The sequence below is a fragment of the Bradyrhizobium sp. IAR9 genome (assembly GCF_013408065.1).
In the GTDB taxonomy this organism is placed as follows: domain Bacteria; phylum Pseudomonadota; class Alphaproteobacteria; order Rhizobiales; family Xanthobacteraceae; genus Bradyrhizobium.
Genome location: NZ_JACBZW010000005.1, coordinates 21,944 through 45,428 on the forward strand (window position 1 = coordinate 21,944; position 23,485 = coordinate 45,428).

Below are 23,485 nucleotides of genomic sequence, written 5' to 3' on the forward strand. Positions count from 1 at the left end.
AAGGAGACGGCGCCATGACCGAGAACAACAAGCCGAGCGGACCCGACCTGAGCAAGGGCGTGTCGCTGACCGCGTTCAGGGATGGCAAACTGCTCGGTCATGTCGGCGAGGAAGACATCCTGCTGGTGCAGGCCGGCAGCGAGATTTTTTCGATCGAGCCGGCCTGCAGCCATTACCACGGGCCGCTCGCCGAGGGCCTGGTGGTGGGCGACACCATCCGCTGTCCCTGGCATCATGCCTGCTTCTCCTTGCGCACCGGCGAAGCCACCCGCGCGCCGGCGCTGAACGCGCTGGCGGTGTGGGACGTCGCGCGCGATCGGGACAACGTCATCGTTCGGCGCAAGCGCGAGGCGCCGAAGCCGTCGATCGCTCATCGCAACGCGCCGACGCCCGAGAAATTCGTCATCGTCGGCGGCGGTGCAGCCGGCTTCGCGGCCGCCGAGACGCTCCGGCGCGAGGGCTTTGCCGGCGCCATCACCATGCTCAGCGATGACGACGCGATGCCGGTCGACCGGCCCAACCTCTCCAAGGATTATCTCGCGGGCAGCGCACCGGAGGATTGGCTGCCGCTGCGGGGCGAGGACTATTATCAGGACGCGGGCATCGATCTCAGGCTCAACACCGGCGTCTCCGCCATCGATGCGAAGACGCGCAACGTTACGCTCGGCAATGGCGACAAGCTGCCCTTCGACCGGCTGCTGCTCGCGACCGGCGCCGAGCCGGTCAAACTGCAGATCCCGGGCGCCGACCAGCCGCATGTCCACACCTTGCGCTCCGTCGCCGACAGCCGCGCCATCATCAAGGCAGCGGGGAGTGCCAGGCGCGCTCTGGTCATCGGCGCCAGTTTCATCGGCCTCGAAGTCGCGGCGTCCCTGCGGGCGCGCAAGATCGAGGTGCACGTCGTCGCGCCGGAAGAGCGGCCGATGCAGAAGGTGCTCGGCTCGGAGATGGGCGACTTCGTCCGGTCGCTCCATGAAGAGAACGGCGTGATCTTTCACCTCAAGGACACGGTCGAAAAGCTCGACGGCACCCGCGCCACGCTAAAGAGCGGAGCTGTCATCGAAGCCGACCTCGTCGTGGTCGGCATCGGCGTCAAGCCGCGCCTTGCGCTGGCCGAGCATGCCGGCCTTGCGGCGGATCGCGGTGTCAGCGTGAGCGAATATCTCGAAACCAGTGTCGCCGGCATTTTCGCGGCCGGCGACATCGCGCGCTGGCCCGATCCGCATTCCCGGCAAACCATCCGCGTCGAACATTGGGTCGTTGCCGAACGCCAGGGCCAGACCGCGGCGCGCAACATGCTCGGCAAGCGCGAGCGCTTCGACGCGGTGCCGTTCTTCTGGTCGCAACACTATGACGTGCCGATCAACTATGTCGGCCACGCCGAGAGCTTTGACGAGATCGCGATCGACGGCAGCATCGGAGGCAAGGACTGCCTGTTGACGTACCGCAAGGACGGCCGCGTGCTGGCCGTTGCGTCGATCTACCGCGATCTCGACAACCTCAAGGCCGAGCTCGAGATGGAGCGGTCCCGCGGCTGATGCGCCGCAGTCGATCTTGATTTGCGTCAATGTTACTGCCGGTACGGGTGCTCTGCTGGCTGTCGTCCCGGCACAGTGCGTGCTATTCTGGCGCGTGCCCCCGGGCTACGCAAGCAGGAGTGGCCGTCATGACCAGTGCTTCGGACACGTCACATCACCCAAGTCTCGGCTCCGGCATCGCGGCGCTGCATGCCAAATGGGGCTGGATCGTCGCGCTCGGCGTCGTCTATCTCATCGCCGGGTTCATTGCACTCGGCAGCATGGTGATGGCGACGGTGGCGAGCGTCATCGTGGTCGGCGCCATGATGATCGTCGCGGGCGTCACCGAGATCATCGGCGCGTTCCAGATGAAGAGCTGGGGCAAGTTCCTGATCTGGGCCTTGCTCGGCGTGCTCTACGTGATCGCGGGCTTCCTGACCTTCGAGAATCCGCTGTTCGCGGCGGTCCTGCTGACGTTGTTTCTCGGCGCCTCGCTGATCGCCTCGGGCGCCGTCAGGCTGTTTCTCGCCTTCAGCATGAAGCGCGAGAGCCCGTGGGTCTGGGTGGCGCTGTCGGCCGTCATCACGCTGCTGCTTGGCCTGCTGATCGTCGCACGCTGGCCGGTGAACAGCGTCTACATCCTCGGTCTGTTCCTCGGCATCGATCTGATCATGGCGGGAGCAGGCTGGATCAGCCTGGGCTTCAGCCTGAAGCGGCGCGGCTAAGCCATCAGCAACTCGACGCAAGACCATCTTGCGGAACTCCGCTGATCTGACGCGCTGGCAAAAAGCAGCACGCCGCGCGGCCGCCTCGCGCGGACGATGAGCACTGGGGAGAAACCATGAAAGCCGCCTTGGCCCTGGCCGCAGCGCTCGCTGCCGCCTGCCTGTCCACATCCGTCTCCGCGCAAAAATCCTACGGTCCCGGCGTCAGCGACACCGAGATCAAGATCGGCAACACCATGCCCTATAGCGGGCCGGCTTCGCCCCTCAGCATCACGGGCAGGGTCATCGCGGCCTATTTCGACGAGGTCAACGAGAAGGGCGGGGTTGCCGGCCGCAAGCTCAATTTGATCTCGCTGGACGACGCGTTCTCGCCGCCCAAGACCATGGAGGCGGCGCGGCGGCTGGTCGAAGGTGACGGCGTCGCCTTCATCTTCGCCACCATGGGCACGGCGCCAAGCTCGGCGATCGCAAAATATCTCAACAGCAACAAGGTACCGCAGCTGTTCCTGATCAGCTCGGCCTCGAAGTGGAACGATCCGGCCAACATGCCCTGGTCGATGGCGCTGCCCTGGGCGCCGAACTACACCAGCGAGGCTGCGATCGACGTCGCCTATGCCCGCGCCAAGAACCCGAATGCGCGCTTCGCCGTGCTCTATCAGAACGACGATGCCGGCAAGGAATACTTGCGCGGCGTCAAGGAGGCGCTCGGCGCTGACGCCGACAAGGCGATCGCGATGGCCTCGAGCTTCGAGGTCGCCGACCCCACCGTCCATTCCCAGGTGCTGACCCTGGCGAATACCAAGGCCGACGTCTTCATGATCTATTCGGTGACGCCGCGCGCCTGCGCGCAGGCGATCCGCAAGGCCCACGAGGTCGGCTGGCAGCCGACGCGCTTCCTCGCTAGCGGCTGCGCCAACAAGGCGACGGTGATGGTGCCGGCCGGACTCGAGGCCGGCAAAGGCGTGCTCTCGCTCGGCGCGCTCAAGCCGTTCGTCGAAGCGCCGAAGAACGACCCGGCGATGACGGCCTATATCGATTTCATGAAGAAGCGCCTGCCCAATGCCGACGTCAACAACGTCGCCGGCCTCTACGGCTACACCGTCGCCGAGGCGCTGGTGGTGCTGCTGAAGCAGTGCAAGGACAATCTGACGCGCGAGAACATCATGGCGCAGGCGGCGAACCTGAAGAGCGTGCCGCTGTCGCTGCTGATGCCCGGCATCACGCTGAACACCACCCCGCAGGATTTCCGCCCGATCAAGGATGGCTATATGCTGCAGTTCGACGGCAACGACTGGGTGGTCGCGAGCGAACTCTTGAAGGGGACGTGAGGGCAGGGCTCTCTCCGCGATCTCGGAATCGTAGGGTGGGCAAAGGCGCACTTGCGCCGTGCCCACGACCTGCTCAATACGGAAACAGGAACGTGGGCAGGCTTCCGCCTTCGCTCTTCGAGCTACGGCGGATGCTTTGCCCACCCTACGGGACCGACGCGAGCGTCGGCGAGCGGAGGATTGAAAATGAACTTCCAACACTCCACCCGTTCGCTGGAGCTGCAGGACCGCATCCGGCAGTTCATGCGGACACATGTCGAGCCGGTCGAGGAGCTCTATTACGAGCAGGTCAAGCCGGAGGCCGCGCGCTACAAGACGCCGGCCGTGCTGCAGGAGCTGAAGCGGCTGGCGCGGGAGCAGGGGCTCTGGAACCTGTTTCTCTCCGGCGAGCACGGCCCCGGCCTCTCCAATCTCGACTATGCTCCGGTGAAGGAGATCATGGGCCGCATCCTCTGGGCGCCCGAAATCTTCAACTGCTCGGCGCCCGATGTCGGCAACATGGAGGTGCTCGCGAATTACGGCACGCCTGCACAGCAGGAGCGCTGGCTGAAGCCGCTGCTGGAGGGGCGCATCCGCTCGGGCTTCTCGATGACCGAGCCGCAGGTCGCCTCCAGCGACGCCACCAACATCCAGTGCGCCATCAAGCGCGACGGGGATGACTACGTCATCAACGGCCGCAAATGGTTCACATCGGGTGCGATGAACGAGGATTGCGAGATCCTGATCGTGATGGGCAAGACCGCGCCCGACGATCCCGACCGCCACCGCCAGCAATCCATGATCCTGGTGCCCAGGAACACGCCGGGCGTGCGCATCGTCCGCGATATGCTCACCTATGGCTATGACGACGCCCCTAGCGGTCATCCCGAGATCGTCTACGAGAACGTCCGCGTGCCCGTGGAGAACATCCTGCTCGGCGAGGGCCGCGGCTTCGAGATCGCGCAGGGGCGGCTCGGCCCCGGCCGCATCCACCATTGCATGCGGCTGATCGGCTGCGCCCAGCGTGCGCTCGAATTGATGTGCCAGCGATCAGTCTCCCGCGTGGCCTTCGGCAGGCCGATCGCCGAGCAGGGCTCGGTGCGGGAGGACATCGCAAACTCGTTCTGCGAGATCGCGCAGGCGCGGCTCCTGACGCTGCAAGCTGCCGACAAGATGGACCGCGAAGGCAACAAGGCCGCGCGCGACCTGATCGCCGCGGCCAAGATCGTGGTGCCCAGCATGGCCGCCCGCGTCATCGACCGCGCCATCCAGATCCACGGCGCCGCCGGCGTCTCGCAGGATACGTTCCTGGCGCGTGCCTATGTCTACGCCCGCTTCATCCGCATCGGCGACGGCCCGGACCAGGTGCATCTGGCCGCTGTCGGCAAGGAGCTGATCAAGCGCGGCGGGGTGATGGGATAGAGCACCAGCGCTTGATTCGTTGATGTGCGGCTTAGCGCTATTTTCAAGTGCGGCGGCGCGGCAAACTAGCCGCGTCTTCCTCGCGCTTCGTGATGGCGAAGTGCGTCGACGATCACCTTGAATGCAGCCGAGTTCTGCCGCGAGGTCGGATAATAGATATAGTAGCCGTCGAATTTCGGCGACCAGTCGTCGAGCACGATGACGAGCTCACCGGAACGGACGTGCCGTGTCACCATGTCCTCGGGGACATAGGCGATGCCGAAACCTTTGATGGCGGCGTCGATCATCGCCCGGGAATCGTTGAAGGTCAGTTGTCCCTCGACGCGTACCCGCAGGTCGGGACCGTTCCTGGCGAACTCCCACACGTAATGGCCGCCGGCGGCCGCGCGCCGCTTGATGCAGACGTGCTTGAGGAGGTCTTGCGGATGTCTTGGTTTCGGATGCTCCTTCAGATAGGCAGGCGAGGCGACCGCGACGAGCCGCCAGTCCGGACCGATGCGTACTGCGATCATGTCCTTCTCGACGCTTTCGCCGAGGCGGATGCCCGCATCGAAACCGTCTTCGACGATGTTGCGGAAGGCGGTGTCGAGGCTGAACTCGACCTTGAGGTCGGGGTATTTTTCCAAGACGGGCGACAGCTTCGGCCAGACGACCGTGTCCAGCGCATGGTCCGAGAGCGTGATCCGGATCGTGCCCGACGGCTTGTCACGCAGCGACATCAGCGCGGCGATATCGCGCTCGATCTCTTCGATGCGCGGCGCAACTGATTTTTGAAGGCGCTCGCCCGCCTCGGTCAGGCCGACGCTTCGGGTCGTGCGCGTGAGCAGCCGCAGCCCCATCTGCGATTCCAGGCGCTTGATCGTATGGCTGAGCGTCGATTGCACCACGCCCAGTTTCGCGGCGGCCTTCGTGAAGCTGCGCTCGCGGGCGACGGCCACGAAAGCCAGCAAATCGTTGAAATCCTGGCTCGCCATGGCCGCCACTATTCATGGCCCGTATCGATTAATGCAAGCAAATTATATCGGCTAATCGGCCGCCGCCCGGGACCCTAGATGTTGTCGTAAACGCGCGGGCTGGGGCTTCGTACCCCGCAGCCGCGTGGATCGCGGTCTTCGCGCTGTTGCTTGGTGTCTCGACGCGATGCGCCGCTTGTGTGTCGGCGGAGTCCGGCTTTGTGACTCGAAGGAAGAAAGCAATGAAAGCGACAATCCTCTACGGACCCGGCGATGTCCGTTACGAAACCGTCGACGATCCCAAAATCGTCCACCCGACCGACGCCATCATCAAGCTGTCGGCGACGTGCATCTGCGGCTCCGATCTCTGGCCATATCGCGGCCTGCAGCCGAACGACGGCCCTGCGCATATGGGTCACGAATATTGCGGCGTGGTCGTCGAGATCGGCAGTGCGGTGCGGACCGTCAGGCCCGGCCAGTTCGTCGTCGGCTCGTTCTGCCTGTCGGACAATACTTGCCCGCATTGCAAGTTCGGCTTTCAATCGTCGTGCGAAAAGCGCGAGTTCATGTCGGGCGCGCAGGCGCCTTACGCCCGCGTCCCCCTTGCGGATGGCACGCTCGTCGCGACCAGGGAAGTGCCGGGCAGCGATCTCATCCCGCATCTGCTCGCGACCTCCGACGTGCTCGGAACCGGCTGGTACGCGGCCGACGCTGCGAATGTGAAGCAGGGCTCCGTGGTCGCGGTGGTCGGTGACGGCGCGGTCGGCCTCATGGGCGTGCTTGCGGCGAAAGAGATGGGCGCCTCGCGCATCATCGCCATGAGCCGCCACAAGACGCGGCAGGATCTGGCCAAAGCGTTCGGCGCGACCGATATCGTCGTCGAGCGCGGCGCAGAAGGCATCGCACGCGTCAAGGACCTGACCCGGGGCGTCGGCGCCGATTCGGTGCTCGAATGCGTTGGTACGCAGGAAGCGATGTCGCAAGCCCTCGAATGCGCGCGTCCCGGCGGCAGCATCGGCTATGTCGGTGTTCCCCATGGTGTGACTTTCGACGGCCAGGCCCTGTTCTTCGGCCAGCGGCGCATGATGGGCGGTCCTGCCCCGGTGCGGCGGTTCTTGCCCGATCTCATGGACCGCGTCCTCAATGGACGCATACAGCCGGGCAGGGTGTTCGATCTCACGCTGCCGATCGATCAGGTCGCCGAAGGCTACAAGGCGATGGACCAGCGCCGCGCGATCAAGACGCTGCTGACGGTGTGACCGCGGAGCAGGGTGCTGTCTGTCGGGAGCGGCTTTTGCAGGCTCCGATCGGCAGCCCGACGAGTCCAAAAGGAGATCGACATGAACATTTCATTCGAAGGCAAGGTCGCCTTGGTGACCGGCGCAGCTTCCGGTCTCGGCCTCGCGGCCGCGAAAGCTTTTGCGGAGTCGGGGGCGTCTGTCGCACTAGCCGACTGGAACGAGAATGCGGCGCGCGCTGCCGCCGACGAACTCAATGCTCGAGGTCACAAGGCGATCGGCATTCGTTGCAATGTGGCCGATGATGCCGAGGTCGAAGCCATGGTCTCAAGGACGGTCGAGACTTTCGGTCGGCTCGATACCGCCTACAACAACGCCGGCGTCCAGAATGTGCTCGCGGAGACAGCCGACACCACTCGCGAGGATTATGAACGTGTCATGGGGATCAATCTGCAGGGCGTATGGAGCTGCATGAAGTTCGAATTGCAGCAGATGCGCAAGCAGGGCAGCGGCGCCATCGTCAATTGCTCGTCTCTCGGCGGCCTTGTCGGTGGTGCGGAACGCGGGATCTATCACGCCGCCAAGCATGGTATCCTTGGGTTCACCAAGAGCGCGGCGCTCGAATATGGAACGCGTGGTATCCGCGTCAATGCCATTTGCCCGGGATTGATATGGACCCCGATGGTGGACCGGATGGTGGCCGACGGGCAAGGCGATGCGCTCAAGGCCATGGAAAAGAGCATTCCAATGGGGCGGGTCGGACGCCCCGAGGAAATCGCGAATGCGGTTCTGTGGCTATGCAGCGATGCTGCGAGCTATGTGACTGGCCAGTCCATCTCGGTGGACGGCGGCTTCGTCATGCGTTGATCCACATGTCGAGCCGCCGAGTGCGTCAGATTGCGGGCCGAAGCGGTTTGAACGCGGCGCGTAGCTCCGCGGAAAAAAGCTCGGGCTGCTCCCAGGCCGCAAAATGACCGCCTTTGTCGACCTCATGGAAGTAGGTGAGGTTGCGATAGGCGCGCCGGGCCCACGTCTCCGGGGCTTGATAGCTCTCGCCGGGAAAGACGGTGATGGCCACCGGGAGCGAGATCTCCGCGGTCTTCTCGGGGGCGGCGAGAGCGGGACTGCGCCCGCTGTACTCCCAGTAAAGTCGCGCCGATGAAACCGCGCTGTTTGTCAGCCAGTAGAGCGTGATGTCGTCCAGTACCTCGTCGCGGGACTTCTCGGGGTCGGTGCCATCGTAATTCCAATGCGAGAAGCCTGGATGACCGAGCATCCAGGCCGCCAGTCCCACGGGAGAATCCGTCAAGCCGTAGCCGATCGTCTGCGGCCTTGTTCCCATCATCACCGCATACGATCGGTTGCCCATCCTGGCCGCCGCGCTGAATGCGTCAAACGCCGTGCGTTCCTTCTCGGACAGTCCCGCCGGGGCAGACCCGCCGGCGGCGAGGATCGCGGCGATTTCGGGCGGCACGATCGCCGGCAAATTGATGTGAATGCCGAGCAGGCCTGCCGGCGCCAGCCGCGCCATCGCGCTGGAGACGGGCGAACCCCAGTCGCCGCCCTGGGCGACGTAATGGGTGTAACCAAGTCGCTTCATGAGTTCTGCCCAGATGCGCGCGGTGTGCTCAGGACCCCAGCCGGTATCGAGCGGCTTGCCTGAGAATCCGTAGCCAGGCATCGAGGGGATCACCACGTCGAACGCGTCTTCAGGCCGCCCGCCATGGGCCGTTGGATCCGTGAGCGGATTGATCACCTTGAGCTGCTCGAAAACCGATCCCGGCCAGCCGTGGGTGATGATGACAGGGAGCGCATTGGGGTGCCTGGAGCGCACGTGAATGAAATGAATGTCGATCCCGTCGATAGCGGTGATGAATTGCGGAAGCCCGTTCATCCTGGCTTCGATCTTCCGCCAGTCGTACGCCGTCCCCCAATAGTGCATCAGCGGCTGGAGCTTCGCCAAGGGGATCCCCTGCGACTGATCGGAAACCGTCTTGCGGTCAGGCCATCGTGTCGCCAGCACACGACGTCGAAGCTCGACGAGATCGGCCTCGGGGACATCGATCCGGAAGGGGCGAATTGCGCTCGCGCCGGCAGCCGATGCTTGGTGCGCGGGAAACACGCTCGCGGAAATCGCTGCTGCAATTCCAAGCACGGCGGTGCTCAGAAGCGCGCGCCGATCTCTGTTAATGATGATCCCGGAATCGGATGACGAATTGGATGATACCGGCATGGGATGGCCTCCTGGCTTCGGGCGATCGGTGCCTGCGGGGCAGGACAGTCCTTCGTCTGTCCCTGCAACATGGCCTGGAAGCTCGCCAATGGCTCGTTAGGCGTTGTTAAATGCTGTGAGCTGTCGCGAACGCTCGGCGTAGCGAAGCGAGACAAGTGCAGCATGGCTGTCCATGTCCGCTCACAAGGGCAGGGCGGACCGGGATAACGGCGGCACCCGGCGGTAGCGGCGCTGGGAACCATCCCAGTCGTATTACGTTTCTGTTAGTTGTGGAGGCCCCTCATGAGTAACGAGTGGAATAGCCACCGCACCTCAGTCGTCCTTTTCGCTGCTGCGGTGATCGTCGCAATACTCGCGGCGTTCGTCACGACGCTCGATCGGGTCGACACAAGGACGGCGAGCAACGAGACGCCGCCTGGTACGATGGGCCTCGCAAGGCCGCATCCGCCACTGGACCGAGCACCAGGCCAGCCGATACTCGGCAACAATGAATTGCCGCATAGCGCGCCTGCCCGATGATCGAATTGTCCCTTGGACGGGCAGCTCGCGCGGCGGAGACGCACCATGGACCGCTCGCTATTTCTCGCCAGGCTGATGGGGCCAACATTTGTCGCGATCGCGCTCGGCATACTGATCAACCTCGGCATGTACCAAAGCATGATCGTGGAGGCGCTCCACACGGGCATCCTGTTCTATCTGTCCGGCTTGCTGTCGTTGCTTGCGGGCCTCGCGATCATCAATCTGCACAATAGATGGCAGGCGGACTGGCGCTCGATCATCACGGTAATGGGCTGGCTGATGACCCTCGGCGGCATCATGCGTATCGTCTTGCCGCAGGTCGCGGTGGCGATCGGTTCGACCGTCTACAGCGGCCGGGCCGCTACCGTCGTGGTAGCGCTGATAACTGGCGCCATAGGTGCTTTCCTCAGCTTCAATGGTTACGTCCGGCGCGCCTGAGCGCGCGGCGAACGGGACGCCCCCGGGTGGGGCGACTAGGATCCCGAGCAGACCGCCATCGCCATGATGACATCATGCCGGTGTCTCGCCCGACGAGTCAAATTTATTTCGTAAAATCAGAATGATTTCGCGCAGGCAGCTAAGCCATTGATTCAGCTGCCCCCGGCTACTGTGCATGGGGTTGTTTTTCAGTTTTTTGTCGGAGCGGCCCCACCGAAGGCGCTGCAGCGGTGGACGCGCCGTTATCCCGCCTTGGCGATGCGGCCGTCCGCCGACCCCGCGCGCAGGTTCTGGAAGAACGTCTCAACCTCGCGCGACAGCGTCTCTGCGGTCTCGGTCAGGCTGCCCGCCGCCGTCAACACCGAGGATGCGGCGGTATCGGTCTCGCCGATGGCGTCTCGCAGCGAGGTGATGTTGGCGACCAGCGTCTCGTTGCCCTGCGCGGCGCTTTGCGCGTTGGACGAGATCTCGCGCGTGGCGGCGTCCTGCTGGCCGATGGCGCCGGCGATTGCGGAGGTGACCTCGTTGATCTCGCGTACCGCGCCGCCGATCTCGCGCACGGCGTCGACCGCGTTGCGGGTCGAGGCCTGGATCATCGCGACGTTCTCGCTGATCTCGGCGGTGGCCTTGGCGGTCTGGCCGGCGAGCGCTTTCACTTCATGAGCGACCACGGCAAAGCCGCGGCCGGCGTCGCCTGCGCGGGCGGCCTCGATGGTCGCGTTGAGCGCCAGCAGATTGGTCTGCTCGGCGATCGCCTGAATCAGATTGAGCACGCCGTCGATGCGCTGCGTGGCCGCGGCGAGGCTCTCGATCTCGGAGATCGACTTCTCGGTGCGCTGGCCGGTCTGCTCGACCGCGCCGGCGCTCTGCCGCACCTGGCGGCCGATCTCCACGACCGAGGCCGACAGCTCCTCGGCCGCGCCCGCCACCGCCGTGACGTTGTGCGAGGCCTGCTCGGTGGCGTTGGCCGCCGTGCCGGCGCGGCTAGAGGCATCCGCGGTGACGCGCGTGATGGTCTGCGCGGTCTCGCGCATGACCGAGGCGTTGTCGCTGAGGCCGCGCATGATGGCGCCGATGGCGCCGCGGAACTCCTCGACGGATTGTTCGATGTGGCGGGCGCGCTCCTCGCGCGCGGCAGCGCCCTGCGAGACCTGCGAGGCGAGGTTGCGGTTGCGGCCCATGGCCTCCTGGAAGACCTGGATCGCGCGCGCCAGCGCGCCGATCTCGTCGGCGCGGTCGGAGTGCGGCACCACGACGTCCTCAGTCCCGTCGGCGACCTGCTTAATGGTCGCGGTGATCGCGGCGAGCGGCCGGGCGACCGAGCGGGCGATGATGACGATGCCAATCACGACCAGGGCCAGCGCCACGCCGCCGAGGCAGGTCAGCACGAAGGACAATTCGCGATTGGTCTCGGTCTGCTGCGCGATCTGCTTGGCGCGCTCGGCATAGACCTTGGACAGCGCCTCGAGATCCTTGTTCAGCGCCGAACGCACGGTCCGGTTGGCGTCGTTGTCGCCCCATTCGCGGCCGGCCGCCGCATTGATCTCGACGCCGCGGCGCACCAGCTCCTTGCGAAACTCGACGAACTGCTCGATGCGCTTCTTGAAGGTGGCGAACTGCTCGGCATCGTCGGCTTTGACGATGGTCTCCCAGCGCTTCACGACATCGAGGATCTGGGCGTTGAACTTGAGCAGGCCCTCGCCATATTTCTTCACCACGGCGGGCTCGGTCGACATGTAGACGCCGCGCGATTCCATCACGACCGCATAGACCAGTGAGTTGACGCGCTCGACGTTCAGCGCGGCGGCGTTCGCCGTCTCGATCGCGCTGGTCAGGTCGGCGCCGCGGCGGCTGTTGTAGTCGGACAGCATCGCGATCGCCGCCGTCAGCAGCGCGAACAGCGCGAAGATCGCATAAAGCTTGTTGGCAAGCGTGAAACGGCCGGCCAGCTTGGCGGCATTCCCAGATTCGTCTGATGTCATGGTTTTCGGAGGCCCGGAATGGCCTGCAGCGGCCGGTGAACGGGATCGTGTAGAATTGATGCAAAACTATGCAGAACGAAAATGGATGCGGCGTTAACACGGCCGTTGGCTGCCTCCGTCCTTGGTCGTAGGAAAGGTAAGTTATTTCAGCGTCTTGATCCGAAGGTAGAGTTTCAGGATAGTCTCAGGTCGGCCACCGGCCGACGCACCCCGGAGCGACCCTTGGTCTACCGCCATACCATCGACGCCACGACCCACACCTTCGCGGACCTGCGCGACCTCCTTGCCAGGGCGACGCCGCCGCGCTCCGGCGACCGGCTGGCGGGGATCGCCGCCGATACCGCCGAGCAGATGATCGCGGCGCGGATGGCGCTCGCCGACGTTCCGCTCGGCCAATTCCTGCAGGAAGCCGTCATCCCCTACGAGGCCGACGAGGTCACCCGCCTCGTCATCGACAGCCATGACGCGAAGGCCTTCGCGCCGGTGGCGTCCCTGACGGTCGGCGGCTTCCGCGACTGGCTGCTGTCGGATGCGGCGACGCCGGATGTCCTGCGCAAGCTGGCGGGCGGCATCACGCCGGAGATGGCAGCTGCAGTGTCGAAGCTGATGCGCAATCAGGATCTGATTCTGGCGGCGCGGAAATGCGAGGTCACCACCGCCTTCCGCAACACCATCGGCCTGAAAGGGCGGATGAGCACGCGGCTGCAGCCCAACCATCCCTTTGACGATGCCAGGGGCATCACCGCCTCGATCCTCGACGGCATCCTGCTGGGCGCCGGGGATGCCTGCATCGGAATTAATCCCGCGAGCGACGATCCGGCCGTCATCGCGCAATTGCTGCGGCTGCTCGACGAGATCATCACGCGGCTGAAGATCCCGACGCAGGCTTGCGTGCTGACCCATGTCACGACGACGCTGGCGCTGATCGGGCAGGGCGTGCCGGTCGACCTCGTCTTCCAGTCGGTCGCCGGCACCGAGGCCGCCAACCGCAGTTTCGGCGTCGACCTTGCGCTTCTGAAGGAGGCGCAGCAGGCCGGGTTGTCGCAGGGGCGCGGCACGGTCGGGCAGAACGTGATGTATTTCGAGACCGGCCAGGGCTCGGCGCTGTCGGCGGGCGCCCATCACGGCGTCGACCAGCAGACCTGCGAGGCGCGCGCCTATGCGGTCGCCCGCGCCTTTGCGCCGCTGCTGGTCAACAGCGTGGTCGGCTTCATCGGCCCGGAATATCTCTATGACGGCAAGGAAATCATCCGGGCCGGACTGGAGGATCATTTCTGCGGCAAATTGCTCGGCCTGCCGCTCGGGATCGACATCTGCTACACCAACCATGCCGAGGCGGACCAGGACGACATGGACAATCTGCTGACGCTGCTCGCCGCCGCCGGCGTCACCTTCATCATGGGCGTGCCCGGCGCCGACGACGTCATGTTGAACTACCAGTCGACGTCTTTTCACGACGCGCTCTATGTCCGTGACCTCTTCGGTCTGCGCCGCGCGCCGGAATTCGACGACTGGCTGGCGCAGGCAGGGATTACGGGCGCCGATTTCCGTCTTGCCGGCGATGCAGGCCTGCTGCCCGATTTTGCCTCGCGGCTGATCGCCTGAGGCTGGAAGCTCCCTAAGGCCTTCAGGAAACCATTGGTCCCTCTCCGAATTATGCTTGTGCCACAATATTGAGAAATTCCGGCGGCAGCGTTACGCTATGTGTCTGGCTGGCAATTTCCGCACCATCAGTCGTGGCGGGGGAGCTTAGATGCGAGCTGAAAGTAACGGAACGTCCCGGCGGATTCTCTGTGTGTTTCCGCGCTACACCTCGTCGTTCGGGACATTCGAGCATTCCTATCCCCTGACCGATGGTGTCCGTGCCTTCATGCCGCCGCAGGGGTTGTTGCTGATCTCGGCCTATCTGCCGCAGGATTGGCAGGTCAAATTCGTCGACGAGAACCTGCGTCGCGCGAGCAGGGAAGAGTTCGAGTGGGCGGAAGCGGTCTTCGTCAGCGGCATGCACATCCAGCGCCAGCAGATGAACGACATCTGCCGCCGCGCTCATGAATTCAATCTGCCGGTCGCGCTCGGCGGTCCCTCCGTCAGCGCCTGTCCCGACTATTATCCGTCCTTCGACTATCTCCATGTCGGTGAGCTCGGCGATGCCACCAACCAGCTGATCGAGATCCTGTCGCGCGACGCCTCGCGTCCCGAGGCCCAGGTGGTGCTGACCACCAAAGACCGCGTGCCGATGACGGAGTTTCCGATCCCGGCCTACGAGCTTGCCGACGTGAAGAAATACTTCCTCGGCAGCATCCAGTATTCCAGCGGCTGTCCCTATCAGTGCGAGTTCTGCGATATCCCTGGTCTCTATGGCCGCAACCCGCGCCTCAAGTCGCCGGAGCAGATCATCGCCGAGCTCGACCGCCTGCGCGAATGCGGCATGACCGACACGGTCTATTTCGTCGACGACAATTTCATTGGCAATCGCAAGGCGGCGATGGACCTGCTGCCGCATCTGATCGAATGGCAGAAGCGGACCGGCTACGTGGTGCGGCTCGCCTGCGAGGCGACGCTCAACATCGCCAAGCGGCCCGAAATCCTCGAGAAGATGCGCGAGGCCTATTTCATCACCATCTTCTGCGGCATCGAGACGCCCGATCCCGACGCGCTGAAGGCGATGCAGAAGGACCACAACATGATGGTCCCGATTCTGGAGGGCGTGCGCACCATCAACTCCTACGGCATGGAGGTCGTCTCCGGCATCATCATGGGGCTCGACACCGACAAGCCGAATACGTCCGAGGCGCTGCTCGGCTTCGTCGAGGAGTCCCGGATTCCGCTGCTGACGATCAACCTGCTTCAGGCGCTGCCGAAGACGCCGCTGTGGGACCGGCTGGAGCGCGAGGGGCGCCTGATCGAGGACGACGGCCGCGATTCCAACGTCGACTTCCTGCTGCCCTATGATGACGTCGTCGCGTCCTGGAAGCACGCCATGGCGGTCGCATATGCGCCCGAGAAGGTCTACGCGCGCTTCCAGTATCAATGCGACCACGTTTATGTTCACCGCCTCAAGGTGCCGACCCCGGACGAGATGAAGACCTGGGCCAACATCAGGCGTGGCCTCGTCATGCTGCGCAACATCTTCTGGAAGGTCGGCGTGCTCGGCGACTACAAGCGCGTGTTCTGGAAGTTCGCGCTGGGGCGCATCAAGCGCGGCGACGTCGAGGGCCTGATCGGATGCACCCTGATCGCGCACCACCTCATCACCTTTGCGCGCGCGGCCTCCAGCGGCAGGCAGAACGCCTCGAACTATTCGATCCGGCTGCGCGAGGCCGCCGTTCCCGCCGAATGATGCGACATGTCTGATCCGGCCCTGCCGCGCCGTCCGACCCTCGATCTGCGGGCGTTCACGCCCGCGCGCGTGGCACTCGGCCGCAGCGGCGCGAGCGTGCCGACCAAGGCGCTGCTCGATTTCACGCTCGATCATGCCCGCGCCCGCGATGCCGTGCATGCCGCCTTCGATGCGCCGCGTCTGGCCGCCGATCTCGGCGCGCTGGGCCTTGCCGTCACGGAGGTGAAGAGCCAGGCGGTCGACCGCAAAGACTATCTGCGGAGGCCGGATCTGGGACGACGACTCGACCCCGGCTCGGCCGAGGTCTTGGCACGAGCGGCCTCGGCGCCGTGCCGGCTTGCGCTCGTGATCGGCGACGGCCTGTCCGCGGCGGCGGTCCACGCCCATGCGGTGGGGCTGGTGGGGCGCCTGCTGCCGCTGCTCGCGGAAGGGGACGACGTCGCGGTCGGCCATGTCGTCGTCGCCTCAGGCGCGCGCGTCGCGCTCGGCGACGAGATCGGCGCCATTCTCGGCGCGCGCATGGCCCTTATGCTGATCGGCGAGCGGCCGGGCCTGTCCGCGCCCGATAGCCTCGGCGCCTATCTGACCTTTGCGCCGAAGCCCGGCCGCACCGACGCCGAGCGAAATTGCGTGTCCAATATCCACCACGCTGGGTTGAGCTACGACGAGGCCGCCTTCAAGATCGCCTGGCTGGTTCGCGAGGGGCTGGCCCGGCAGGTCACCGGCGTGGCGCTGAAGGACGAGAGCGCCGACCGCGCGCCGCGTCGAATTGGCACATCTTCGCCGGGATGACCTGTGGTCAGGCCCCGAAATCGCCGCATCTTGATCGATTTGCCCACACTTCGCCTGCTTGCGAGAAGGGTGATTGACCTGCTAAACCCCGGGCGGCGATTTTCCGCGCATTTTCAAAGGGCAAGCCTCCCATTGCTATGGCGTTTTCAAGCCGTTCGCGGGGCGCAATAAGCTCTCAGACCGAGCCGATTTAGGAACTGGATAAGGCATGCTCGAAAAGCACAGCGAGAATGAGGTTCATGTCGACAAGGTCGAGCAGGGACCTACGTCCTCGATCGCCTTCGGGCTGGAGCGCATCGGGCTGATCGCCGTCCGGGCGCCGATCGTCTCCTGCATCGTCCTGCTCGTCCTGATCGTCGGCGCCGTGTTCGGCATCCACCGGATCAAGATCGACGATTCGCTGTCGCAGCTGTTTCGCTCCGACAGTCGCGAATTCCACCAATATGAAGAGGTGACCAAGAAGTTCCCGGCCGAGGAATTCGACGTCCTCGTCGTGGTCGAGGGCAAGAACCTGCTGGCCCGGAACAATCTGGAGAAGCTGCGCGACTTCATCACCGACCTGCAGCTGGTCGAAGGCACGCGCGGGCTGGTCTCGCTGTTCTCGGCACGCCAGGCGCCGGCGCCGGGCAAGCTGCCGGCGGCGCTGTTCCCGGCCGAGCTGCCCGAAGGCGCCGACTACGACAAGTTCATCGAGACCGTCAAAAACAACGAGATCATCCGCGGCAAGCTGTTGTCGGAAGACGGCACGCTGGCGCTCGTCGTGCTGTCGCTCGATCCGGAGGTGGTGGCGTCCAGCAAGCTGACCAAGACCGTCGGCGACATCCGCGCGCTGATGAAGGAGGATCTCAGCGATACCGGTCTCAACGTGCAGCTCTCCGGCGTGCCGGTGATGCAGCTCGAGATCCGCAACGCCGTCGAGCGCGACGGGCTGACCTACAACATCCTCGGCATCCTCGCCGGCTGCATCATCGCCATCATCTTCTTCCGCAAGATCTCGTTCATGGTCGCCGCGGCGTTCCCGCCGATGATCGCGATCCTCTTGGCGCTCGGCGCGCTCGGCTGGGCCAATTTCAATCTCAACATGTTCCTGAACGTGATGACGCCGCTCATCATGGTCATCAGCTTCTCGGACTCGATGCAGCTCACCTTCGCCGCGCGCGACCGGCTGATCGCGGGCCAGGACAAGTTCACCGCGTTCAAGAACGCGGTGCTGGTGGTGGGCCCGGCTTGCGTGCTGACGCACGGCACCGCCGGCATTTCCTTCATCGCGCTGCAGTTCTCCAACTCCGACCTGATCCGCAAGTTCGGCGAGGCGGGCCTCGCCGCCACCATCATCGCGCTGGTTGCGGTGCTTTCGCTGGTGCCGGTGTTCGGCGTGCTGCTCGTGCGCAACGAGAAGACGTTCGCGGTCAAATTCCAGAGCGCAGATGCCGGCGTCCAGGCGCTGCGCAATTTCTGCTACTGGATCGCGGTGCGGATGGTGGGCCGGCCCGGCCTGTTCAGCCTGATCGCAGTGCTGTTCGTCGGCGGCCTCGGCGTCATCTACGCCAATCTGGAGCCGCGTTACCGGCTTGCCGACCAGGTGCCCGACAAGCGTCAGGCGGTCGCTGCCAGCAACCGGCTCGATGCCAAGCTCACCGGCGCCAACCCGGTCAATGTGCTGATCCAGTTCCCCAAGGGTGAATCGCTCTATTCGCCGGAGACTCTGCAGACCATCGCGGACGTGCATGCGACCGTGGAGAAGGCGGCCGGTGTCGGCAATGTCTGGTCGGTCGAGACCCTGCGCCGCTGGCTTGCGGAAAAGGCCGGCAGCGCCGACGTCGCCACGCTGAAGGAATATGTCAGCGTCATTCCCGAGCATCTGGTGCGGCGCTTCATCGATGCCGAGCAGGACGCGGTGGTGGTCGCCGGCCGCGTGCCGGACAAGGATTCCAGCCAGCTTCTGCCGATCGTCGACAAGCTCGATGCCGAGCTCGACGCCGTCCGCAAGAAGCACCCGGGCTACGAGGTCGCGGTGACCGGCCTTGCCGCGATCGCCGCGCGCAACTCGGCCAGCATGATCGAGAAGCTGAACCGCGGGCTCACCGTCGAATTCGCGCTGGTCGCGATCTTCATCGGCCTCGCGTTCCGCTCCTGGGTGGTGATGTTCGCCTGCATCCTGCCGGGCATCTTCCCGGTGGTGATGTCGGGAACGGTGCTGTGGGCGATGGGCGAGGGCCTGCAATTCGCCAGCGTCGTCGCGCTTACGGTCTCGTTCGGTCTCGGCCTCAGCGCCACCATCCACTTCCTCAACCGCCTCCGGCTCGAGAGCAAGCCGGGTGTCGGCTCCGCGCTCGCGGTGGAGCGGGCGACCGTACTGGTCGGGCCGGCGCTGATCTTGACCACGGTGGTGCTGGCCTGCGGCCTCGTCGTCACCGTGTTCTCCGATCTGCCGTCGCTCCGGCTGTTCGGCTGGCTCAGCGCCTTCTCGATGGTGATGGCGCTGGTCGCCGACCTCTTCATCCTGCGGCCGACGGCGATGTGGCTGATCAATCTGCACGCCAGGCTGCAGGGGACCGACAAGCCGGCGATCTGAGCGGCTTCATCCATCGGACATGGAATCGGCGCAGCCTGGACAACTGCGCCGGTGTTCCGGCCGAGGATGCGGCCAATGCGGTACGACAGTTCAATCGTGCAGTTTCAGCAGAAGCGAGGCGGCGATTCCGCTGCGTTCTTCATCCCGTTCCTGACGCCGGACATGATCCTGCTCGACGCCGGTTGCGGGCCCGGGACCATCACGGCGGCGCTCGCGGGCTTTGTCGGAAAGGCGGTCGGAGTCGATATCGCGCCGAAGGCGATTGCGGCCGCCAACGAGCTCGCGGTCAAGGCGGGTTCGACCAATCTGGCCTTTGTCGAAGCCGACATGACTGCGCTTCCGTTCGAGGATGGATCGTTCGACGCCGTGTTCTTTCACGCGGTGCTCTACCATCAGAGCCGGTCGACACTGATGCGGACGCTGGCGGAAACGCGGCGGGTGCTGAAGCCGGGTGGCTTCGTCGCAACGCGCGATGCCGATGCCGGCGGCAACATTCTTCACCCCGAAATCGACGGCGTGCACCTCGCGCTGGACCTCTGGCAACGCTGGTACGAGCACGTTGAGCCGGGGGCGCTCTTCTTCGGCCGTCGGCAGAGTTCGATTCTTCGCGCCCACGGCTTCACGCCGGTCTGGGCCGGCGCCAGCTATGTCAACCACAGTGCCGATGCCGTCAGCCGCAGCGAAGCTGTTGCCGATGCGCGGCGGAGCCTGCTTAGCCTGGGGCCGCAACTCGTCCGCAAGGGGCTCGCGACGGATGACGAAATTCAGGCGGCGCTAGCCGGCTGGGACGCGTGGGGAGAGGACCCAGACTCGATCTATTTCAGGTGCCGATGCGAATGCGTCGCCAGGCCGATTTGATCCTGGACTGATCGCGTCGATCGCGGCCGGCAGAAGCTGACGTCCGGCCAGTGCAACCGCAAAGTCTGATGGAACACGCAGACTTTCCCAGTGCTGATGAACTTTTGCGGCTCCATCTTGTTCAACTGCAAGCTGCGGGGAGCTGGTCCGCATCGCTGCCGATGCAGCAGGTGGACGTGCGAACCAACAACGCGCTGAGGAACCATATCGATGGCGCGCTTCAGCTCTGAGGATGGGCGACATGCGCGCTGAGCCGGCCCATGAGGCTGTGTCTGGAGGTGGCGTCGACAGCGTCGATGCGCCGGATTGGGCGAAGGTCGCCCTCGTGACCGCAACGGTGGGCGTGTTCGCGGTCGCGGTCGGCCTGTCGTCGCCGCTGCTCGCTCTCGTTCTCAAGAGCGAGCAATTCAGCGGCCTTTTGATCGGCACCAATGCCGCGATGATGCCGATCGGGCTTTTGAGCTCCGCGCTTTGCGTGCCGCGTCTCGTGCAGGGAGCGGGTGCCTACAAGGCTGCCGTTGGGCTTGCCCTGATCGCGGCCGCAGCACTCGCTCTGATGATGGTCTTTCGCACGCTATGGATCTGGTTTCCGGCCCGGTTTGTGCTTGGTCTCGCCATCGGCGGCTTCTACATCGTCAACAAGGCGTGGTTGAACGAGATCGCCGTGCCGGTCTATCGCGGCCGCGTCATGGGACTCTATGCGGGCGTGCTGGCCGCCGGTTTCTCGCTTGGGCCCTTCGCGCTTGCGCTTACGGGCTCCTCGGGGTGGCGGCCATTCGCGGTCGGCATATTGGCCCTGCTCGCCGCTGCGCTGATCACGGCCATCTTCGCGACGCGGCTACCCAGCTTCTCCGTCAAGGAGCGCACGCCGATCACGAGCTTCATTCCGTGCGCGCCCGTGCTTCTCGCGGCGGTCGCGACTTTTGCCCTGTTCGATCATGCCACGCTGAGCTTTCTGCCGGCTTTCGGGATGAGGAACGGTTATTCCGAGCAGGCGATGGCGATTGGCCTCGCCGTGCTCAATGGCGGCAACGTGTTTCTGCAAATTCCGATCGGCTGGCTTGCGGACCGGTGTCCGCGACGGCTCGTGCTCCTGGGGTGTGCAGCCGCGACCGCAGCCGGCGCTGTCCTGCTCGCCATTGCCGTCCAGCAGGGACTGCTCATGCTGTTCATACTGCTGTTCGTCTGGGGCGCGTGCGCATACGGCGTCACCACCGTCGCGCTTGCCGAACTGGGCGATCGTTTCGGCGGGCCGACCCTGCTGGCGGGCAGCGCAGCCTTTACGCTCGCCAGCGGCATCGGCGGAATGTTGGGCGGCCCGCTCACCGGCGCTGCCGTCGACACTGCCGGCGACAGCGGCCTGATCCTGGTCCTGGCGGGCGCCTACGGACTGCTCGGGCTGCTGGTCGCTGTTGTCCCGCTCACGCGTCGATCCGAACGATCCCGTACGGATTGAACTTGAAATCGCTCTCGGCGTAGTCCTGCTCGTGCGACAGCATGAGCTTGCGATCGCGCAGCGTTGCATCGATCCCGCGCTCGGCCATGGCGTTGGCGATCTCCTCCATCAGCATCACCGCGGACCATTCGTTGCCGCGCGATTTCGCGACATAGACCTCCGGCAGGCCGACGAGGTGATAGCCGACGCTCTCAAAGTAGCGATCGCCGGCGAGCGGGCGCTTGGCGAAGGCGAGGCGACAGGCCTTGGCGACGGCGGGCGTCATGCGAAGGCCTTGGTCCGTCTTCGCGCCGTTGCGCGCCTGATCGGCGAGGCTGCGCCAGCGCGCGACGCCGTGTGCGACGCCGGCGCTTTCGCCCTTTGCGGCAACCGCGCCCGCGTCGAACATCTCGTCCACGATCTGCAGCGCTGCGGCCGAACCGGCAGCGGTCTTCTCCTGATCCATCCGCGGGCTCAGCACGTAGAGCACCGCCTTGTGATTGGCGACCGCCGCCTCGTCCGCCGCGGACCATGCCTTCGGAAAGACGCGGTCCCAGCACACCCCGAACGACCGCTCCATGTGCGGATCGGGTTTTGCCTGCGAATAGCTGCGGTCGATCTCGAAGCCGAAATCGGCGATGGTTTTGGCCACCGCCTTCGGCGGTCGCAGCAGGCTGTCGTTCCTGCCGAGGAAGCAGAGCACGTGACGCGGCTTCACGGACGAAGGCTGCATGTTCGCTCCCTGCTGATCATTGGCGAAGGCGCGAGAGGCCACGAAGAGCCCGGCGGCCTTGAGCAGATGCCTGCGTATCGGGTCCATCTCGGCAAGTCCGTTCCGGGTGAGTTCATGTCAGCAAAAAGCCCCCGGCTCGCGAGAACCGGGGGCCATGATTCCATTGAAGCCGGACGAAATCAGCTCCTCGTCATGGTGATGTTGACGCCGCGGATCTCGCCCTTGGAAGAGATCTGCACCGTCTGCTTGGTGCCGTTGGTGCGCAGTGACAGGTTGGCGGCGAAGCCGTTGGCCTCGACGAACACGTCGATCTGGCCGCCGCCGGCGGTGCCCTGGAGGTTGCCGAAGATGTTGCGGCTGGACTCGCTCCAATTTCCGGAGATGCGCTCGCCCTGGCTCGTCACGTCGCTGGTGAGGTCGAACTTGTAGCTGTCGGAGGCGCAGTGCAGAGCCTGCTTCAAATTGAGGCCGCTGCCGGCGACCTTGTAGTCGGCCTTGCAGCGAATGCGCTCGGTGGAGCCGTCGGACAGCGACACCGTGCCGGTGCCGGTCCACGCGCCGTCGAAACCGGCAAAGGGGCCGGACGACTGAGCGTGGCCTGCCGAAACCGAGAAGAGCAGCGCCGCTCCGATGCCGGCCGCCTTGATTGCCAGTCCAGATCGCCCAAAGAATTTCATTTCAAATATCCCGTTTTGGAACGACGCCCGCTTACGCGCGATAACGTCTCGCCACATCGAAAGTTTAGTGCTCCGAGCCAGTGTCAGGTTCAAAGCCCGGCCGCCAGAGATGGCGGTTCACGACGCCTCTCGCCAGTCCTGGACCGGTCGATTTGCCCTGTTTCTGCGTGTTTCCGGCGGGAAAGGCGGGGCGGACAGATGCAGCTCTGCAACAGGTATGCAGTAAAACGCAGTGCTTCCGAATTATGACGTAGTATCAATCTCTTACATCTGCCAATGAAGGCGCAGGGAAGACCTGATTTGGTGGGCGTGGCGCCAATTTGGCCGCATTTGCCAGTGCTTGTGCCTTCTCTGAGGCCGCACCTCCCGCGGCGACATGCCATCAGAACAATCCGTTCCGGTCGTCCGCCCTGTGCAGTCCGGGTCCGGTGCGATTCTGCCGTCAGAATGAAGGAATACAATGCGTAAGCTTCTCGTCGCTCTCACCCTGCTGTCGGCTTCTGTTTCGACGGCGGCGTTCGCCCAGCAGGGCCGTGGCACGGACGCCGAGCAGAAGGCCTGCACGCGCGACGTGCAGAAGTTCTGCCGTCCGGTCATCGACCAGGGCGATTTCACCATCCTGGCCTGCCTTAAGGAGAACCGGGCCAAGATCTCGCAGGCCTGCGACCAGGTCCTGAAGACCCACAACCAGTAAGCTCGGCCACTGGCCTACAAAAAGGCGGCCTCCGGGCCGCCTTTTCG

Annotated in this window: 20 protein-coding genes; 15 read left to right on the plus strand and 5 right to left on the minus strand. The window is 64.7% G+C overall.

The genetic code is table 11. The features are described 5' to 3' along the window. Window positions 1–14 precede the first annotated feature (14 nt). The 4 genes from GGD67_RS14960 to GGD67_RS14975 all read left to right on the plus strand — a co-directional run bounded on the left by GGD67_RS14960 (window position 15) and on the right by GGD67_RS14975 (window position 4,971). Window positions 15–1,538, plus strand: a complete 1,524-nt coding sequence (locus GGD67_RS14960) for an FAD-dependent oxidoreductase (RefSeq protein WP_179733923.1) — start codon at window positions 15–17, stop codon at window positions 1,536–1,538. A gap of 128 nt (window positions 1,539–1,666) precedes the next feature. Then, window positions 1,667–2,242 (plus strand): HdeD family acid-resistance protein, encoded by a 576-nt coding sequence (locus tag GGD67_RS14965; protein WP_026201537.1) that lies wholly within the window; start codon window positions 1,667–1,669, stop codon window positions 2,240–2,242. Between the two features lie 116 nt (window positions 2,243–2,358). After that, entirely contained in the window at window positions 2,359–3,570 is a 1,212-nt protein-coding gene (locus GGD67_RS14970; protein ID WP_179733925.1) for an ABC transporter substrate-binding protein, read from the plus strand. Between the two features lie 186 nt (window positions 3,571–3,756). Then, window positions 3,757–4,971, plus strand: coding sequence for an acyl-CoA dehydrogenase family protein (locus GGD67_RS14975; protein WP_179733927.1), 1,215 nt, complete (start codon window positions 3,757–3,759; stop codon window positions 4,969–4,971). Between the two features lie 65 nt (window positions 4,972–5,036). On the opposite strand, the gene GGD67_RS14980 is transcribed toward GGD67_RS14975, so the two are convergent. Further along, window positions 5,037–5,945, minus strand: a complete 909-nt coding sequence (locus GGD67_RS14980; RefSeq protein WP_179733929.1) for a LysR family transcriptional regulator — start codon at window positions 5,943–5,945, stop codon at window positions 5,037–5,039. A gap of 221 nt (window positions 5,946–6,166) precedes the next feature. Between GGD67_RS14980 and GGD67_RS14985 the strand changes: the two genes are divergently transcribed. After that, window positions 6,167–7,183 carry a zinc-dependent alcohol dehydrogenase family protein gene (locus GGD67_RS14985; protein ID WP_179733931.1) on the plus strand — a complete coding sequence of 339 codons (1,017 nt, stop codon included), beginning with the start codon at window positions 6,167–6,169 and terminating at the stop codon, window positions 7,181–7,183. A gap of 81 nt (window positions 7,184–7,264) precedes the next feature. Next, complete coding sequence (locus GGD67_RS14990; RefSeq protein ID WP_179733933.1) at window positions 7,265–8,029, plus strand: SDR family NAD(P)-dependent oxidoreductase; 765 nt, start codon at window positions 7,265–7,267, stop codon at window positions 8,027–8,029. A gap of 25 nt (window positions 8,030–8,054) precedes the next feature. Here GGD67_RS14990 and GGD67_RS14995 read toward each other — a convergent pair whose 3' ends face one another. Then, window positions 8,055–9,395 carry an epoxide hydrolase family protein gene (locus GGD67_RS14995; RefSeq protein ID WP_179733935.1) on the minus strand — a complete coding sequence of 447 codons (1,341 nt, stop codon included), beginning with the start codon at window positions 9,393–9,395 and terminating at the stop codon, window positions 8,055–8,057. 531 nt (window positions 9,396–9,926) lie between these two features. On the opposite strand from GGD67_RS14995, the gene GGD67_RS15000 reads away from it, so the two are divergent. Beyond that, complete coding sequence (locus tag GGD67_RS15000) at window positions 9,927–10,352, plus strand: hypothetical protein (protein ID WP_246784465.1); 426 nt, start codon at window positions 9,927–9,929, stop codon at window positions 10,350–10,352. Window positions 10,353–10,594: 242 nt separating this feature from the next. On the opposite strand, the gene GGD67_RS15005 is transcribed toward GGD67_RS15000, so the two are convergent. Continuing rightward, window positions 10,595–12,334: a methyl-accepting chemotaxis protein gene (locus GGD67_RS15005; RefSeq protein WP_179733937.1), complete on the minus strand. Its 1,740-nt coding sequence runs from the start codon at window positions 12,332–12,334 to the stop codon at window positions 10,595–10,597. Between the two features lie 222 nt (window positions 12,335–12,556). Between GGD67_RS15005 and GGD67_RS15010 the strand changes: the two genes are divergently transcribed. The 7 genes from GGD67_RS15010 to GGD67_RS15040 all read left to right on the plus strand — a co-directional run bounded on the left by GGD67_RS15010 (window position 12,557) and on the right by GGD67_RS15040 (window position 21,355). Next, the gene (locus tag GGD67_RS15010; RefSeq protein ID WP_179733939.1) at window positions 12,557–13,939 is read left to right on the plus strand and encodes an ethanolamine ammonia-lyase subunit EutB; all 1,383 of its coding nucleotides are present in this window, start codon (window positions 12,557–12,559) and stop codon (window positions 13,937–13,939) included. 148 nt (window positions 13,940–14,087) lie between these two features. After that, window positions 14,088–15,674: a B12-binding domain-containing radical SAM protein gene (locus GGD67_RS15015; RefSeq protein WP_179733941.1), complete on the plus strand. Its 1,587-nt coding sequence runs from the start codon at window positions 14,088–14,090 to the stop codon at window positions 15,672–15,674. 6 nt (window positions 15,675–15,680) lie between these two features. Continuing rightward, window positions 15,681–16,466 carry an ethanolamine ammonia-lyase subunit EutC gene (gene eutC / locus GGD67_RS15020; protein ID WP_179733944.1) on the plus strand — a complete coding sequence of 262 codons (786 nt, stop codon included), beginning with the start codon at window positions 15,681–15,683 and terminating at the stop codon, window positions 16,464–16,466. Between the two features lie 208 nt (window positions 16,467–16,674). Next, window positions 16,675–19,041, plus strand: coding sequence for an RND family transporter (locus GGD67_RS15025; protein ID WP_179733946.1), 2,367 nt, complete (start codon window positions 16,675–16,677; stop codon window positions 19,039–19,041). 75 nt (window positions 19,042–19,116) lie between these two features. Continuing rightward, window positions 19,117–19,899, plus strand: coding sequence for a class I SAM-dependent methyltransferase (locus tag GGD67_RS15030; protein ID WP_283814128.1), 783 nt, complete (start codon window positions 19,117–19,119; stop codon window positions 19,897–19,899). A 68-nt stretch (window positions 19,900–19,967) separates the two neighbouring features. Then, the gene (locus GGD67_RS15035) at window positions 19,968–20,129 is read left to right on the plus strand and encodes a hypothetical protein (RefSeq protein ID WP_157644186.1); all 162 of its coding nucleotides are present in this window, start codon (window positions 19,968–19,970) and stop codon (window positions 20,127–20,129) included. Window positions 20,130–20,140: 11 nt separating this feature from the next. Further along, window positions 20,141–21,355, plus strand: coding sequence for an MFS transporter (locus GGD67_RS15040; RefSeq protein ID WP_179733950.1), 1,215 nt, complete (start codon window positions 20,141–20,143; stop codon window positions 21,353–21,355). Here the strand turns inward: GGD67_RS15040 and GGD67_RS15045 are convergent. Together GGD67_RS15045 and GGD67_RS15050 are read right to left on the minus strand one after the other, a co-directional pair. After that, window positions 21,321–22,154, minus strand: coding sequence for a hypothetical protein (locus tag GGD67_RS15045; protein ID WP_018315691.1), 834 nt, complete (start codon window positions 22,152–22,154; stop codon window positions 21,321–21,323). The two genes, GGD67_RS15040 and GGD67_RS15045, sit on opposite strands and share 35 nt — an antisense overlap. Window positions 22,155–22,246: 92 nt before the next feature. After that, window positions 22,247–22,744: a hypothetical protein gene (locus tag GGD67_RS15050; RefSeq protein WP_018315692.1), complete on the minus strand. Its 498-nt coding sequence runs from the start codon at window positions 22,742–22,744 to the stop codon at window positions 22,247–22,249. A gap of 460 nt (window positions 22,745–23,204) precedes the next feature. Between GGD67_RS15050 and GGD67_RS15055 the strand changes: the two genes are divergently transcribed. Continuing rightward, entirely contained in the window at window positions 23,205–23,438 is a 234-nt protein-coding gene (locus tag GGD67_RS15055) for a hypothetical protein (protein WP_018315694.1), read from the plus strand. Window positions 23,439–23,485 lie beyond the last annotated feature (47 nt).

What these genes read in the sequence shown, in the direction of transcription:
- GGD67_RS15045 (WP_018315691.1), bottom strand. Translation starts at nt 22,154, where the DNA reads ATGGACCCGATACGCAGGCATCTGCTCAAGGCCGCCGGGCTCTTCGTG.
- GGD67_RS15015 (WP_179733941.1), top strand. Translation starts at nt 14,088, where the DNA reads ATGCGAGCTGAAAGTAACGGAACGTCCCGGCGGATTCTCTGTGTGTTT.
- GGD67_RS14985 (WP_179733931.1), top strand. Translation starts at nt 6,167, where the DNA reads ATGAAAGCGACAATCCTCTACGGACCCGGCGATGTCCGTTACGAAACC.
- GGD67_RS15055 (WP_018315694.1), top strand. Translation starts at nt 23,205, where the DNA reads ATGCGTAAGCTTCTCGTCGCTCTCACCCTGCTGTCGGCTTCTGTTTCG.
- GGD67_RS14965 (WP_026201537.1), top strand. Translation starts at nt 1,667, where the DNA reads ATGACCAGTGCTTCGGACACGTCACATCACCCAAGTCTCGGCTCCGGC.
- GGD67_RS15050 (WP_018315692.1), bottom strand. Translation starts at nt 22,744, where the DNA reads ATGAAATTCTTTGGGCGATCTGGACTGGCAATCAAGGCGGCCGGCATC.
- GGD67_RS14995 (WP_179733935.1), bottom strand. Translation starts at nt 9,395, where the DNA reads ATGCCGGTATCATCCAATTCGTCATCCGATTCCGGGATCATCATTAAC.
- GGD67_RS14970 (WP_179733925.1), top strand. Translation starts at nt 2,359, where the DNA reads ATGAAAGCCGCCTTGGCCCTGGCCGCAGCGCTCGCTGCCGCCTGCCTG.
- GGD67_RS14980 (WP_179733929.1), bottom strand. Translation starts at nt 5,945, where the DNA reads ATGGCGAGCCAGGATTTCAACGATTTGCTGGCTTTCGTGGCCGTCGCC.
- GGD67_RS15035 (WP_157644186.1), top strand. Translation starts at nt 19,968, where the DNA reads ATGGAACACGCAGACTTTCCCAGTGCTGATGAACTTTTGCGGCTCCAT.
- eutC (WP_179733944.1), top strand. Translation starts at nt 15,681, where the DNA reads ATGTCTGATCCGGCCCTGCCGCGCCGTCCGACCCTCGATCTGCGGGCG.
- GGD67_RS15030 (WP_283814128.1), top strand. Translation starts at nt 19,117, where the DNA reads ATGCGGTACGACAGTTCAATCGTGCAGTTTCAGCAGAAGCGAGGCGGC.
- GGD67_RS14960 (WP_179733923.1), top strand. Translation starts at nt 15, where the DNA reads ATGACCGAGAACAACAAGCCGAGCGGACCCGACCTGAGCAAGGGCGTG.
- GGD67_RS14990 (WP_179733933.1), top strand. Translation starts at nt 7,265, where the DNA reads ATGAACATTTCATTCGAAGGCAAGGTCGCCTTGGTGACCGGCGCAGCT.
- GGD67_RS15025 (WP_179733946.1), top strand. Translation starts at nt 16,675, where the DNA reads ATGCTCGAAAAGCACAGCGAGAATGAGGTTCATGTCGACAAGGTCGAG.
- GGD67_RS15005 (WP_179733937.1), bottom strand. Translation starts at nt 12,334, where the DNA reads ATGACATCAGACGAATCTGGGAATGCCGCCAAGCTGGCCGGCCGTTTC.
- GGD67_RS14975 (WP_179733927.1), top strand. Translation starts at nt 3,757, where the DNA reads ATGAACTTCCAACACTCCACCCGTTCGCTGGAGCTGCAGGACCGCATC.
- GGD67_RS15040 (WP_179733950.1), top strand. Translation starts at nt 20,141, where the DNA reads ATGCGCGCTGAGCCGGCCCATGAGGCTGTGTCTGGAGGTGGCGTCGAC.